At 76.2% G+C, this 14,061-nt stretch carries 11 protein-coding genes; 6 read left to right on the top strand and 5 right to left on the bottom strand.

The features are described 5' to 3' along the window. Positions 1–26: 26 nt before the first annotated feature. Genes AC07A4_RS15435 through AC07A4_RS15425 form a run of 3 tightly spaced genes read left to right on the top strand, consistent with a single transcriptional unit; the run spans position 27 to position 4,261 of the window. Positions 27–1,631: a hypothetical protein gene (locus AC07A4_RS15435; RefSeq protein WP_478598077.1), complete on the top strand. Its 1,605-nt coding sequence runs from the start codon at positions 27–29 to the stop codon at positions 1,629–1,631. Continuing rightward, complete coding sequence (locus tag AC07A4_RS15430; protein ID WP_478598074.1) at positions 1,628–2,173, top strand: hypothetical protein; 546 nt, start codon at positions 1,628–1,630, stop codon at positions 2,171–2,173. The genes AC07A4_RS15435 and AC07A4_RS15430 overlap by 4 nt, the downstream gene beginning before the upstream one ends. 3 nt (positions 2,174–2,176) lie before the next feature. Further along, complete coding sequence (locus AC07A4_RS15425) at positions 2,177–4,261, top strand: hypothetical protein (RefSeq protein WP_478598072.1); 2,085 nt, start codon at positions 2,177–2,179, stop codon at positions 4,259–4,261. Positions 4,262–4,281: 20 nt separating this feature from the next. Here the strand turns inward: AC07A4_RS15425 and AC07A4_RS15420 are convergent, their stop codons facing one another. From AC07A4_RS15420 to AC07A4_RS15405, 4 genes are all read right to left on the bottom strand, one after another. Beyond that, positions 4,282–5,634 carry a protein kinase domain-containing protein gene (locus AC07A4_RS15420; protein ID WP_478598069.1) on the bottom strand — a complete coding sequence of 451 codons (1,353 nt, stop codon included), beginning with the start codon at positions 5,632–5,634 and terminating at the stop codon, positions 4,282–4,284. A 22-nt stretch (positions 5,635–5,656) separates the two neighbouring features. Continuing rightward, positions 5,657–6,577, bottom strand: coding sequence for a protein phosphatase 2C domain-containing protein (locus AC07A4_RS15415; RefSeq protein ID WP_478598066.1), 921 nt, complete (start codon positions 6,575–6,577; stop codon positions 5,657–5,659). Further along, on the bottom strand, positions 6,574–7,233 hold the full coding sequence (locus tag AC07A4_RS15410; protein WP_478598917.1) for a vWA domain-containing protein: 660 nt from the start codon (positions 7,231–7,233) through the stop codon (positions 6,574–6,576). Before AC07A4_RS15410 ends, AC07A4_RS15415 begins: the two co-directional genes overlap by 4 nt. Before the next feature lie 148 nt (positions 7,234–7,381). Further along, positions 7,382–9,871 (bottom strand): GTPase-associated protein 1-related protein, encoded by a 2,490-nt coding sequence (locus AC07A4_RS15405; protein ID WP_478598063.1) that lies wholly within the window; start codon positions 9,869–9,871, stop codon positions 7,382–7,384. Between the two features lie 144 nt (positions 9,872–10,015). Between AC07A4_RS15405 and AC07A4_RS15400 the strand changes: the two genes are divergently transcribed. From AC07A4_RS15400 to AC07A4_RS15390, 3 genes are all read left to right on the top strand, one after another. Continuing rightward, on the top strand, positions 10,016–10,828 hold the full coding sequence (locus AC07A4_RS15400; protein ID WP_478598914.1) for an alpha/beta fold hydrolase: 813 nt from the start codon (positions 10,016–10,018) through the stop codon (positions 10,826–10,828). Further along, positions 10,825–12,138, top strand: a complete 1,314-nt coding sequence (locus AC07A4_RS15395; RefSeq protein WP_478598060.1) for a cytochrome P450 — start codon at positions 10,825–10,827, stop codon at positions 12,136–12,138. Before AC07A4_RS15400 ends, AC07A4_RS15395 begins: the two co-directional genes overlap by 4 nt. 89 nt (positions 12,139–12,227) lie before the next feature. After that, on the top strand, positions 12,228–13,490 hold the full coding sequence (locus tag AC07A4_RS15390) for a DUF1266 domain-containing protein (RefSeq protein ID WP_478598057.1): 1,263 nt from the start codon (positions 12,228–12,230) through the stop codon (positions 13,488–13,490). 2 nt (positions 13,491–13,492) lie between these two features. Here the strand turns inward: AC07A4_RS15390 and AC07A4_RS15385 are convergent, their stop codons facing one another. Continuing rightward, the gene (locus AC07A4_RS15385; RefSeq protein WP_478598054.1) at positions 13,493–14,047 is read right to left on the bottom strand and encodes a hypothetical protein; all 555 of its coding nucleotides are present in this window, start codon (positions 14,045–14,047) and stop codon (positions 13,493–13,495) included. Positions 14,048–14,061: the final 14 nt, after the last annotated feature.

Genomic DNA, 14,061 nt, shown 5'->3' with positions numbered 1-14,061 from the left:
CGTCCCGAAGAGCAGGGAGTACGCGCTTGAGGCCCGCACAGCTGCTGAACAAATCGGATCTCGTCCAGCGACTTCAGGACCTGTCGGGAAAGCCGGAGCTCAGCCCGCGGGCCGCCGAACTCGACGTCCTCGCGCACGACGTGACCCACGACAACCGCCTGGACCGCTGGGCCGAGCTGGACCTGGTCCACGTCTTCGTCCGCCCGGAGAGCGTCACCACCCGCGGCACCCGGCGGTCGGCGCGGCGCGACACGCTCCTGGAAGCCGCGCTCGGCACGCTGGTCTTCGTGCCGCTCCTGGTGACGTGGTTCGGTCTGCGCGAGGCCGTGCACGCGTACGGGGAGCTGAGCGAGGTCGACCGCAAGGAGGCCACGCGGCCCTTCCTGCAGCTCTGGCAGTCCGGCTTCGGCGGCCATCTCTCGCCGCTCGGCCGGTTCGAGAACGTGGCGCTGATGGCGGTCGTCCTGATCGCCTTACTCGTCCTGCTGTCCGTGGTGCACGCGCGCGTACGGGCGCGTGCCGAGCGCGAGGAGGACGAGCGGGACGCCGAGCGCGAGCGGCTCCTGGCCGAGCTCGCCTCGCTTCTGACGCGTCTTCAGATGCTGCTCGCCCCGCACCGCAGCGCCTCGCCGAAGCAGTTCACGTCCGAACTCACCAAGGCCGCGGGCGAGATGCGGTCCCTGGCCGCCGAGGCGGACAAGAACCACAAGGCGCTCGTCCGCGCCACCGGCGCCATGACGGGCGCGACGACCTCGCTGCGGGACGCGGCGGGCAAGCTCACCGCCGAGGTGCCGAAGCTGGGGGCGGCGGCGGACCGCATCGAGACGGCCCTGCGGGAAGGCCAGCGCGCGGCCACGCAGGCGGGCACCGCGAGCACGAACGCGGCGCGGCTGATCGCCGACCAGGTGAAGGCGTCGGGCGCGACGGTGGACACCTCGCTGCGCGCCCTGGTCACCGCCCAGACGGAGCTCGTCGCCAAGACGGAGGCGGTGGCCCGGACCACCGACCAGGCCTGCAAGGCCCTGGTGTCCAGCACGAGCCGTACGAACGACGCCGTGGAGGGCATGCGCGAGGCCACCGAGCGCTGGGACGCGGCGGCCGCGCACTGGCAGGACGCGGCGGCCCGCGTGGAGACCGGCGTGCGCTCCTTCGCGGGGGCGCCGTCGCGCAACGGGGCGGAGGCCCCCCGGTCGGGCGGTGGCCTGTACGGCTCCGGAAACGGGTACGCGGCACCGGGCAGCTCCGGATACGGCGCGGGCGGCTCCGGATACGGCGCGACGGTGCCGATGGCGCCCCGGCCGGAGGGAAACGGCAACCCCGTCCCCGCCCCGCGCACCTCGCCCCCGGCGGACGGCGGCCAGGACCTCACCCCACCGCCCACCCGCCCGGGCCCCACCCCCGCCTCGGCCGCCCCCGGAGCGGCCACCCCAGAGGCGCCCCCAGAGGCACCCCCGGAGCCGGACGTCCAGGACGACCCGTCCCTCAGCGGCGGCACGCCCCGCGACGCCACCGGTTCCGGCCCGTACGCCGACGCCCCGCACCCCGACTCCGACCTGTACTCCGCCCGCACCCGCGCCCTGCGCCCGCCGCTGAGGCGGCGGCCGCCGTCGTCGCCCGGCGGTGACACGTGACCCGGCGCGGACGGCGCGGGGGCCGGATCGCCGGGGTCGTCCTCGCGGGCTGGCTCTTCGCCGACCTGCTGCTCGTCCTCGCGCTCGTGTCGATGGCCGACCGGCCCGACCCGCTGGCCGACCGCCCGAAGGAGTCCGGCGGCGCGACCTCGTCCACGAAGCCGCCGAAGGAGCCATCGGGGCCGCCCTCGGTGGAGCGCAAGCCCCGGGAGTTCGACGTCAAGGGCACCGATAAGAAGTCACTGGCCGGGCAGATCAACCGGGCCACCCGCGAGTGGCGGGGGCGCAGGGCCGCGCTGGTGCTGACCTTCGGCGGGGGCGGCGAAGGGCAGGCGTACGCGCGCCGCGTCAACTCCGCGCTCGTCGCGGGCCGTCCCGGCATGTTCACGAAGGCCACGGCGGCCAATGACTTCCACGACCTGAACAGCACGCCGGAGACGGCCGTGGTCCGCGTGTACTTCTTCACGGAGCCCACGCCCACCGCGTCCGCGTCCAGCGCGTCCGCGTCCACCGCCCCCACGTCCTCGGCGACCGGAGGCTGACCGGTGGCGACGACGTGGCGGCCCGGCGTCCGGGCCACGGGCACCAGCGCGCTGCCCCCGCTGCCCGTCCTGCCCGAGTTCCCCGGCATGCGCGGCTACGGCGAACTCCGCGCCGCCATCGCCGACCTGGGCTTCAGGCACGCGGCCGACCTGCTGCGCGAACCGGCGCGGCGGCGCGCGGCGGCCGGTGTCTTCGGCACGCTGCCCCAGGCCGAGACCGACGACGGCTTCCGCGTCCTGGACGGCCTGTGGTTCCCCGGCCGCGGCGGGCTGTGGAGCCGCGTGGACGTGCCCTACGTCCGGGGGGCCCACGACGCCTGGCGGGCATCGGCGGACCCGCGCGCGCTGACGGCGGCGGCCGTCGTGGACACCCTGGAGACCCTCGCCCGCGACGACCCGATGGGCCTGCGCCACATCGTCCTGTGGGAGGTGTGCTGTCTGCTCAAGGACCGGCAGGGCGCCCGGGCGACCACGGCCGACGACGTCACCGCGCTCGGCGTGCACAGCAGCGAGGCCCGGCTGCTCGCCGCCGCCGTCGACGCCCGCTTCCCCGCCGCCGGGGCCCGGCGGCGCGCCGCGGAGACCGTCAACGACCTCTGGCCAGGACCCCGGCTGCGGGCGGCCGAGCGCGCGGCGGCGCCGCTGCCGAAGGCCCCCGAGGACCACGTCCTGGCCCGGCTGCTCGGCACGCTGCGGGACCGCTCGGCCGCCGTGGCGCGGCACGCCGAGCGGGCGGCCGCCTTGGAGGAGCGCGGCGCGTGGCGGGCCGCGGCCGCCGCCTGGCTCACCGCGCTGCGGCAGGCCACCGACGCGCCCGAGCTCCGTACGGGTCTGCTGCGCGCCGCCGCGGCCCTGGCCGACGCGCCGGACACGCCCGCCGACGCGGCGGTGACGGCGGCCGTCGACGATGGCAGCGTCCGTCTTTCCTGGCGGCCGCCGCGCTCGGCGGCCTCGGTGACGTACCACGTCCTGCGCTTCCCCGACGGCGCGCCGGAGCAGGCCGTCGAACTGGCCGGGCCCGGCGGCGCGGTGACGGCCGTGGACGACGGGGTCCCGCTGGGCGTCGCCCTGCGCTACGCCGTCGTGCCGCTGCGCGGCTCCCGCGTCGCCGGGGTGCCGCGCGTCACCGCGCCGACGCTGATCGCCCCGGACCCCGCGGAGCTCGCGGCGGTGCCCGTGCCCGACGGCGTCCGCCTGCGCTGGCAGCCGCACCCGGCGGCCACCGCCGTGCGGGTGCTGCGCTCGCGGGTGGACGGCGGTGGCAGCCCGCCGGTGCCCGTCCCCTGCGAGCGCGACCGCCTCCTGGACGTGCCGCTGCCGCTCGGGACGTACGCGTACGAGGTCAGCTGCGGCTATCCGGGCGGCGACGCGCTGCGCTGGTCGCCGGGGGTGCGCGTGACGGCCCGCGCCGAGGAGTGGCCCTCGCGGGTCACGGAGGTCACCGCGCACCGCGACGGGCACCGGGTGCGGCTCGCCTGGCGGGCCCCGGAGCGCGGCGAGAGCACGCTGGTGCCGTGGCCCGCAGGGCCCGTCGCCCCTGGCACCGACGTCTCGCGGCGGATCGGGGAGCTCACCGGGACGCGCGCCGCGTCCGGCGGGGAGACGTTGCGCATGGACGTGTCGCCGCCGCCCCGGCAGCGGCTGCGGATGACGGCGGTGAGCGCGCTCGGCGACCTCGTGGTCGCCGGGCCGAGCGTCGTCGTCGAACACCCCGAGCCCGTCACGGACGTGCGGGTGCTGCGGCTCGACGCCGGGTGGGCCCAGGTGCGCTTCACCTGGCCGGAGCCCGCGGTGCTCACGCTGATCGCCTGGGACGACGGGGTGCGCCGCGAGGAGCGGCGGGTGCCCCGCAGCGCGCACCGGGCCGCCGGGGGCGCGGTCACCGTCGCCGTGCCGGACACGGCGTGCACCGTCACCCTCGTGCCGCTGCCCCGCCCGGACGCGGTGGCGCTCCCGGCCGCGCCCGTGCACGTCGCGCTGCCCGCGTCCCCGCCGCCCCCGCCCCCGCCGCTGCCGGTCCGGTGGGCGTGGTGGCGCCGCTGGCTGCGCCGCCCGGCCGCCCGCACCCAGGCGGCCGGGCAGCCCTAAGGCCCTAAGGCCCTAGGCCCCTAGTCCTTGACCTCCGCCTCGGCTCCCCCGCCGAACTCCAGGAGCAGCCCCGTCTGGAGGGCGACGGTGCGGCCCGGGTCGACGTCCAGGACCGTGCCGTCCTGCTTGCGGGCGGTCCACACGCTGCTGGTGCGGTTGGTGAGGCCGAACCGGCCGCGCTGCTTGGGGTGTTCGGTGACCTCGCCGACCACGGCCCGGAAGTCGTGCCGGTCCGGGTCGCCGTCCAGGTGGTGGGCGTACAGGCGCGCGTTCGGGTCGAGGCGGATGCCGCGCCGGGTGCGCAGTGTGGTGCCGGTGGCGGTGACCAGCTCCAGGCGCGGCGGCAGCTGGAGCGGCGTGCCGCACTTCCAGCAGTTCGGCGGCGCGCCATCGGGCTGCGTCAGGTTCTGCTTGCCGCACCGCCCGCACTGGGTGATGGCGTCGAGGACCTGGCTGAGGGCGTCCCGCCACTGCGTCTCGCGCACGCGCCGCGAGGGCGTGCGCAGCCCGTCGGTGAAGGTCTGCACGAACAGGTCGCGCAGGATCGGCGGGAGCGCGGCCCAGGTGGCGATGACGGTGGGCTGCTCCCCGGCCAGCGGGCGGTTGCGGGTGTCCTTGGGGTCGTACACGAACACGGGGTCCGTGCCGTACAGCTTGCGCTTGGCGGACTCGCCCATGCAGTGGATGCTCATGGCGAGCGCGCCGTTGAAGGGGTGGTCGTTCATCAGGAGCAGGAACAGGAGCACGGCCAGCGAGTGCAGGTCGGTCTGGGTGCCGGGCTGTGCGCCGCGGTCGCCGCGCACCAGCTCGGGCGCCATGAAGTCCATGGTGCCCGCGACCCCGGCGAGCGCGCCCTCCACGACGGCGTTGTCGTTGTCGCACACCAGGACGTCGCCGGTGCGCGGGTCGAAGAAGATGTTGCCCCAGTTGATGTCGCGGTAGGCGATGCCCTTGGAGTGCAGCGCGCGGTAGGCCTCCACGGTGTGCAGGGCGACCGTCACGAGCGTGCGCATCGTGGCGTCCTTGACGGACGGGTCGCGCCGGAACAGCGCGGGCAGGTCCTGGAAGCGCGCGGGCCGCACGTCCATCAGATAGCCGAAGCCGGGCTCCTTGCCCTCGGGGTCCATCACGATGGAGCGCGGCCACAGGAAGCGGTCGTCGTTCCAGCCCTTCTCGATGAGCCCTTCGAGGATGTGCCGCTGCCGGGCGTCGGCCAGCTGCGGGTAGTACCACTTCACGGCCTGGTCGCCGTTCGCCGTCGTGACGCGGTACACCTCGCCCTGGCCGCCCGAGCCGAACAGCTCGGCGACCGTGAGCCGTTCACCGGTCTCGGCCACCAGTTTCTTCCCGCTGGCGAGCATGCCGTTGCTCATGCCGGGCTCCCCGTTCCCTCACTCATGCCGTTGCCGTTCCCTCACTCGTGCGTGCCGCTTCAGGTGCCTCGTGCGGGGCGCCGAACGCCCCGACGAGGGTCGTGTCGTCCCCCGAGTACGTCGCCGCCCGCCCCAGCCAGTCCGCCAGCTGTCCTTGCACCGCCGCCACGCCGTGTTCGGCGGCCCGTTCGCGCACGCCGGTGGCGAAGTCCAGGAAGCCCTGGTGGTCGGCGAAGCTCTTGGAGAGGCCGTCGGTGGACAGCAGCACCGTGGGCGGCGGGCCGCCGGTGATGGGCTGCCAGTACGTGCGGGTCTTGCGCCAGGGCTCCGGCTCGCACAGCGAGTCGGTCTCGTCGCCCAGGTCGGGGCCGCTGGACAGCGGGGTGTGCGGGACGCCGCCGTCGTCCACGAGGACGATGTCGCCGTCGCCCAGCTGCCAGCACAGCAGGGTGTGTGCGGTCAGGACCGCGCCGAGCAGCGTGCTGCCGTAGGCGGCGAGGTCCGGGGTGCCCCGGCCGCGGGCCTCCTTGCGGGCCGCCGCGCGCTGGGCGGGGGACGCGCCGCGGGCGGGCGCGTTGCTGTCGTGCAGCAGCGCGCGCCGGTGCCAGCGGTGGCCGACGGCCTGCGGCAGGAGCCGGGCCTCGGCCCGCAGGCCCGGCCAGCCCGCCGCGTGCTCGCCGACGCGCACCGCCTCGTGCGCGAAGGCCTCCGCGCACGCGGTGAACTCCTCGACGGCCCAGCGGGCGCCCAGGTCGCTGCGGAAGTGCGCGGCGGAGCCGTGGCCGTCGGCGACCGTGAGGACGACGGCGCACCCGTCCGCGGTGACCTTGGCGGCCCAGCTGTCCTGGCTGTACTTCTTGCCGACGCCCTTGACGGCGCCGGTGAGCAGCGTCCAGCGGGCCTCGGGCCCGTGGCCGCCGTCCGCGTCCGGCGCGGCGCTCACCAGATGTCGGCCCCGCCGTCGTCCTTGGTCAGCGGCGGGCCAAGGGGCGTCGCGGGCTTGGCGTCCTCGACCTTGGGCGTGGAGGCGTCCTTGACGACCGCCGTGGACATCCAGCGGATGGCGGCGGCGAGCTGGCGCGGGTTCTTCGCCTGGAGCGGCTCCAGTTCGGGGTTGGCGAGGAACTCCTTGAGCATGCTCTTGTCCGCGTCGTCGCCGATGGCGACGGCGACGCGCACGGCCCGCTTGCCCCAGGGGGTGCTGTCGATGGCGCGCAGGCCCGCGCGCCAGTCGTCGGTGGGCTGCCCGTCGGAGGCGAGCGCGAGCACCGGCGGGAGCGCCCGCTGCGGCATCGGCGGCGTCTGCAGGGCGCCCGCGGCGAGCTTGAAGGCCGCGCCCATGTCGGTGCCGCCGTAGGTGTGGACGTCCTCCCAGGAGAAGCTGTCCACCGGGGTGGGGTCGCTGACGTGCCAGCTGGCGCCGCTGGCGAAGGAGATGGCGCGCACGAGGAGCGAGGCCGCCGGGTTGGCGTTGGCGGCCTGCTGCATCTCCGGGATGGCCTCGCGGATGGCGAAGTTCAGCTGTCCGATCTTGCCGTTGACGCTCATCGAACCCGAGCAGTCGAGCATCCAGATGAAGTGCACGGGGCGGCTCGCCATGGAGCCGCCCGGGAAGTTGTCGGCCGTCTCACTGGTCGTTGTGCTGTGCTGGGGTCGGCTCACGCTGGTCCTCTCCAGGTGGATCAGTCGGTACGTAGGGACGCGCCCGCGCGGGCGTGCGGTTTCACCGGTGGGGGCGGCCGCCGGGCTAGTGGGCGCGCAGGCTGTTGCGCCAGGCGTTCCACTCCTGGACGCGGCTCACGCCTCCCTGACCTTTGGTCATGAGGTCGGCCACGTCCGAGAGTTGGGGGTGGTTGAGCCCGGCGGCGACGGGCGCGAGTATCCCGGCGAGCAGCTCGGCGGCGACGTCGCGCCACGCCTGGCTCATGCCGGGGCGCCTGCTGGGGCGCCACAGGCTGTAGCAGGCGGCGATCTCGTCGGGCCGCAGGGGAAGTTCATGGGCGAGCTGCTCGCGCCTGCCCTCGTCGAGCATGAACGCGCGGTACGGGGTGAGGAGTTCGGGCCCGGCCGCGATGAGGTGGTCGTACACCGGGGGGCGGGCCTGCTGGCCCGCGTCGGCGCGGGCCAGGGCGCGGGCGACGAGCCGGAACACGCCGCGGCGCACCGTCACGTCGAGGGGCGCGGCGTCCACGTACAGCGCCTCGAATCGGCGTATGCCCTGGTGGAGGGCCTTGCGCCGGTCGACGAGGTCCTGGGCGAGCACGAGGAGTTCGGCGGTGGCGCGCTGCCGGGGCGAGAGGCGCTTCTCGTGCAGCAGGTCGCGGGCGAAGGCGACGAGTTCGCGGTCGACGCCGTCCGGGGCGCTCAGCAGGCCCGTGACGCGCTTGCCGAAGTCGGCCTCGATGAGCAGCCGTACGGTGCAGGTGCGGGCGACCCAGGACAGTTCCGCCGGGTCGGGGCAGCCGCTGCCCCACACCAGCCACCACATCTGCCGCAGGGTGTCCGCGGAGGTCACCATGCGGCTGGGCAGGACCTCGGTGAGCTTGGCGAACAGTTCGATGCCGCGCGGCCCTCGGCCGCCGTCGCGCCAGCGGGCGGCGGCCTCGGCGAGGCGCAGCGGCACCGGGGAGCGCTCGTCGAGGTTGCGGCGCAGCCAGTCGCCGTCCGGTGATTCGGCGAGCTCCCGCAGCAGGTCGAGGCGGCGCGGGTGCGGGTTGGCGGCGAGCGCCTGGAGGACGCGGCGGGTCAGCGGGGCGCTGTCGACGTCGTCGAGGACGCGCACGGCGGCGGTGCGTCCTTGGGGGTCGCGCAGGAGGCGGGAGAGCTTCTCGACGGCTTCCGCGGTGGCGCTCTCGTCGTCGCCGGTGGCCAGGGCGCGGCGCAGCGGTTCGGTCCAGGTGTCGACGGGGTCGCGCAGGGCGCGCCGCAGCGCCACGTCGGCGCCGCCGCCGAACTCGCCGCGCAGCAGGCGCTCGCCCTCGGCGTCCAGGGGCAGCGCGGCGAGGGCCGCGCCGAGTTCGGCGGGCCGCTCCTCGGGGAGCGCGGCGGCGACGCGGTGCCGGGCCAGGGCGAGCGCGAGCGGGGCCGCGGTGGACGGGGCGTGGGCGTGCAGGTCGTGGCAGACGGCGGTGAGCCCGGCCGGGTCGGCGCGGCCGAGGTCCAGGGCGGTGACGAGGACGTCGACGGCGGCCCGCGAGGCGTCGCCGCCGAGCCCGGCGAGCTCCGCCCCTGAGAGGTGGCCGCCGCGCACCAGGCGCGAGACGAGCGGTCCCGCGGCGAAGGGTTCGGCGTCGGTCCTCGGCAGCGGCTCCCCGGCGAGCCACAGGCGGGCCGCCCAGGTGGCCCAGGTGTCGGGGCGGGGCGGGCTGCCGGGTCCGCCGAGGCCGTCGTGGACGCGGTAGAAGTGCTCGAGGGCGGTGGCGTCGCGGCGGTCGAAGGCGGCGTCGGGGCCGATGCCGACGATGTGCTGCGGGGCGCGGGCGGGGTCGGCGGCGCGAGTGGTGAACGTCAGCGAGGGCACATAGGCGGCGGGCAGCGAGGCGCAGGCCAGCGCGATCCAGCGGGCGACGGTGTCCGGGTGCTCCTCGGCAACGATCAGCTGCCGTCCCGCGGGGTCGTCGAACAGCCGCCGCACGTCGGCGAGGAAGGGCGCGAGGCGGTTCGCGTGCGCCCGGGCGAAGGCGACGAGTTCACCGCGCCCCACACCGCCGAGCGCGGCGATCTCGTCCCCCGGCCCGGCGTCCCCGGACTCTCCGCTCTCCCGCGCGCCGCTCACGCCCGCGTCGCCCGCCGCCGTCGGCCCGGACACGGTCGGCCCGAACGCGGTCGAATCGGACACGGTCGGCCCGGACGAGGTCGGCCCGGACACGGTCGAGTCAGACGCAGTCGAATCGGACGCGGTCGACCAGGACGCGATCGGCCATCTCTCGGCGAGGCGGGCGGTGTCGGTGCCGGTGTAGTGGACGGCCTCGACGCCGGGGCCCTCGGTGGCCGTGGCGCACAGCAGGCTGCCGCCGTCCGGCAGCCTGCTGTAGCTGAGGCCGTGTCCGTCGCCGTCGCGGTCGTGCCCCGTGCCGATGGCCAGTTCCACCCACTCCAGCCACTCCCGGACCTGCCGTCGGCCCCCGGGCCCCGACGGGTCCGCCACGGCGGACCCGGACGCGGGAACGGGAATCAGCCGGACGGCACCGGTGACCGGCTCCTCGGCGAGCCGGTAGCTGAGACGGCGGATGGCCATGCCACATTCTGACCACCGAGGGCCGCCTCCCGCAGGCGCTCGGCCAACTTGCCGTGCCGGATGGGGAATCCGATGCCCCCCGAGCCGGGCGGGACCGCCGCCGCACCCTTGCGCACCACCGCCGCCACGGCCATCGTGGCGGTCGTGACCACCTTCACGCTGCCTCATGACCTCGTGGGCGAAGGCCCGCACAAAGTGATCGCCGTGCACGGCTGGTTCGCGGACCGGTCGGCGTACGCTCCGGTCCTCGCCGACCTCGACGCGGGCGCCTTCCAGTACGCGGTGGTGGACCTGCGCGGGTACGGCGAGGCGCGGGACGCCCCCGGCCCGTACACGACCGCCGAGGCGGCCGCCGACGTGCTGCGTCTCGCGGACCACCTCGGCTGGGAGCGGTTCTCCGTCGTCGGGCACTCCATGGGCGGCGGCGTGGCGCAGCACGTGCTCGCGGACGCCCCCGCGCGGGTCCGCAGGATCGTGGGCATCTCGCCGGTGCCCGCTTCGGGCGTGCCGCTGGGGCCACAGGAGCGGGAGCTGTTCGAGTCGGCCGGGCAGGAGGCGGACAGCAGGCGGGCGATCATCGACCGGACGACGGGCGGCGGCCGCCCGGCGGCCTGGCTGCGCCGGATGGTGGAGCGCTCCTTCGCGCGCAGCGACGCCAAGGCGTTCCGCGCCTGGCTCGACGGCTGGGCGGGCAACGACTTCCAGGAGCGCGTGGCGGGCTCCCCGGTGCCCGCGCTCGCCGTGGTCGGCGCCCTCGACCCGGTGCTCTCGGCCGAGGCGATGCGGCACACCTGGCTGCCCTGCTTCCCGCGGGCCGAGTTGGTGGAGCTCGCGGGCGCCGGGCACTACGCGATGGACGAGGCGCCGCTCGACCTGGTCCGGGTGGTGGAGGACTTCCTGCGGGCGGACGACGCCACACCGGAGACGGGCGGCGCCCCCGCCGCCGACGGCGCGTGACACCGCGCCCGCCCGCCGCCGCGCGCGCGGAGCCCGGCACTCCGGAGGTGGTCCCCGACGTCTTCGACCCGCGCCTGTACGCGCGCGGGGTGCCGTACGACCGCTACCGCGTCCTGCGCGAGAGCCACCCGGTCGCCTGGCAGGAGGAGCCCGCGGTGCTCGGCTGGCCCGCGGGCCCCGGCTTCTGGGCGGTGACGCGGCACGCGGACGTGACGGCGGTCCTGCGGGACTGTGCGGCGTACTCCTCGCGCCTCGGCGCCACGCAGATCCGCGACCCGGACCCGGACGACCTGCCGTTCATCCGGCGCATGATGCTCAACCAGGACCCGGCGCCGGGCACCGGCGCCGGGCACGGCAGGCTGCGGGGCCTGGTCAGCCGGGCGTTCACGCCGCGCCGCGTCGCCCGCTTCGAGGCCCTCGCGCGCCGCCGGGCGCGGGCGCTGCTCACCGACGCGGTGGCCCGGGCCCGCGCCGGGGACGGCACCTGCGACGTGGTGGCCGCCGTGACCGACGACTACGCCCTGGTGAACCTCGCGGACCTGCTGGGCGTGCCGGACTCCGACCGGGGCCTCCTTCTGGACTGGACCCGGCGCGTCATCGGCTACCAGGACCCGGACGAGGCGGGCGATCCTGTGCTCGGCGCGGACGGGCGGCCGGTGAACCCGCGCTCGCCCGCGCTGCTGCGGGACATGTTCGCGTACGCGGGCGACCTGGCCGCGCACAAGCGCGCGCACCCGGGCGACGACATCATGACGACGCTCGCCACCACGCCCGAAGTGACCGCGCCCGAGCTGGAGATGTTCTTCTTCCTGCTCACGGTCGCGGGCAACGACACCGTGCGCGCCGCCGCGCCCGGCGGGCTGCTCGCCCTGGCCGAGCACCCGGCACAGCAGCGCAGGCTGTGGGCGGGCGCGGCGCCGGTGCCGGGCGCCGTGGAGGAGCTGCTGCGCTGGCATCCGCCGGTCCTTTCGTTCCGGCGCACGGCCGCGCGCGACACCGAGCTGTCCGGGCAGCGCCTTCGCCGCGGCGACAAGGTGGTCGTCTTCCACGCGGCGGCCAACCGCGACGAGCGCGTCTTCGCCGCCCCGGACCGCCTCGACCTGACCCGCGCCCCGAACCCGCACGTGTCGTTCGGAGACGGCCCGCACGTCTGCCTCGGCGCGCACTTCGCGCGCCTCCAACTACGGGTGCTCTACGAGGAGTTGATCGATGTCGTGCCCGCGCTGCGGCTGGCGGCGCCGCCCGACCGCCTGGTCTCGCACTTCATCAACGGCCTGAAGTCCCTGCGCCTGACGCTGACGGCGGACTGAACGGACTGAGCGGACCGGGCCGGGTTACGGTTCCGTGGAAGATCATCCCGACCGGGCAGCGTCCCGACCACGGAAGCGAGCAGACGGCCATGTACGCGGCAGCCGAAGACGAGTACCACGACGACGTGTTCCCCGTCGTCCCGGCGCCCGAGGACGGCTCGCCCTGGCGGGCGCCCGCCGACCTGGAGGAGCACCTGTACGAGCTGGCGGAGGCCGACGACGGATACACGTATCTGCGTGCCCTTGCCGTGGCGGGCGTCTACCGCCCGGTCCCGCTCACCGACGTCGCCGCGCGGCCGGACGCGCCCGCCCTGTTCAGCGTCGAGGTGCCGGACGGCCGCCGGGTCGCGCAGGTCTACACGGCGGGCCTGCTGCCGCGCCCGCACCCCGACCTCGTCTACGAGTACGTGACCCTCGGCACGCTCGCCGCCGCCTGGCCCGACGACGTCGACGTCCTGGTCGTCAACACGCAGACGCCCTGCGAGCAGTACTTCCTGACCACCGGCGAGGAGCGGCGGGTCTGGGCCGACCTGCACGACGCGCACCACCGCCCGGGCCGGCTCGGCGACCGCGTCGAGACCCGCCGCACCGGCGCCCCCGCACCGGGCCCGCTGCTGCACGGCCTGGCCTGCGGCGCCCACCTCTGCTACGCCAACGGCGACCCGTGGAACACCCTCGACTGGCACGGCGCGGGCTACAGCAACGAGGTGTCGCGCCTGGAGGAGTGGTGGGGCGTGCGCGACCGCGAGGAGTGGCGCGAGACGCAGGAGCGCCTCCTGAACCGCGAAGTCAGCCCCTGGTACTGGGACTTCGTGCTCGGCGTCCGCGCCGAGGCCGCCGCGGGCGCGGGACCGGCGGCGGACCCCGAGCGGTGGCGCGGCCGTGTGGAGGCGGCGCTGCGGGACCGGGTGGCGGCGACGGGCGGCCCCGGGGCCGCGCACCGCCCCGGCGAGGACCCGGAGCTCGACCAGTTCGCGGCGGCGCTGCGCGCCCTGGTCGGCAAGGTCCTGCGCTACGAGGCCCGCTTCCGCGCCGACGGTCTGCTGCCCGCGGACGGCCGGGTGTCCTCCGTGGCCGCGTGGGACGTCGGGCGCGCCTCCAAGATGGCCCGCTGGGGCCGCGGCGCCCGCTACGCGACCCACGCGGAGCTGGAGTCCGCCCTCACCCGCGCGTCCGCCGCGGCGAAGGAGGCCTACGGCTCGTGGGAGGAGTTCTCCGCGGGCTACGTCCTCGGCCGCTGTCTGCACTTCGACGAGGAGGAGTTCGGCGCCTGGTACACCACGGTGCTCGCCGCCCACCGGGCCCTGACGAGCGACCCGGACAGCCCGTGGCTGACGGTGCCGTTCCGCTGACGTCACCCCCGCGGCGGGAGCCGCCCGGCCAGCGTCCCCGGCGGCACCCGCGCCGCCTGTGCCGCGTCCTGAGGCGGCAGCTGTCCCGCGTACCCGCCCTCGGTCCACACCAGCTTCTTGAACTGCTCGGGGGTCAGCAGGCCCCGCCAGGGCGTGCCGCGGGGGCAGAACACCGCGTCGCAGCCGGGGCAGTAGCGGGCGGGGCGCCACAGGCGCTCGGCCCGGGCGGCGCCCGCCCGCACGGTGGAGCGCCTCCGCCGGTCCTCACGCAGGACGAGGGACGTCACGACGACGATCACCACGGTGAGGGCGAGCGCCCCGAAGACGTACAGCGGCTTGCCCTGCCGCTCGCCCATGGCGGCCCAGCCGAGCGTCAGCGCCACGAGCACGGCGCCCTCGGCGGCGTGCCCGAGTGCCGTCCGGGCCGCGAGGGGCGCCTTGCGCAGGCGCCCGCGCAGGGACCTCGGGCCCGCGGCCTCGTCCACCGCGACGGCTCCGGGCCCGCCGCAGCCGGGGCAGCTGGCACCGGCCGGCCGCGCGGCTCCCGCCGTTGACATGCCGCCACGCTACT

The sequence above is a fragment of the Streptomyces sp. NPDC043996 genome (assembly GCF_056435225.1).
This window is presented reverse-complemented; position numbering and strand designations above follow the sequence as displayed.

Bases quoted from the DNA above. Each gene is read 5' to 3' on its own strand.
- AC07A4_RS15405 (WP_478598063.1), bottom strand. From the start codon at position 9,871: ATGGCCATCCGCCGTCTCAGCTACCGGCTCGCCGAGGAGCCGGTCACC.
- AC07A4_RS15390 (WP_478598057.1), top strand. From the start codon at position 12,228: ATGTACGCGGCAGCCGAAGACGAGTACCACGACGACGTGTTCCCCGTC.
- AC07A4_RS15420 (WP_478598069.1), bottom strand. From the start codon at position 5,634: ATGAGCAACGGCATGCTCGCCAGCGGGAAGAAACTGGTGGCCGAGACC.
- AC07A4_RS15385 (WP_478598054.1), bottom strand. From the start codon at position 14,047: ATGTCAACGGCGGGAGCCGCGCGGCCGGCCGGTGCCAGCTGCCCCGGC.
- AC07A4_RS15410 (WP_478598917.1), bottom strand. From the start codon at position 7,233: ATGGCGAGCCGCCCCGTGCACTTCATCTGGATGCTCGACTGCTCGGGT.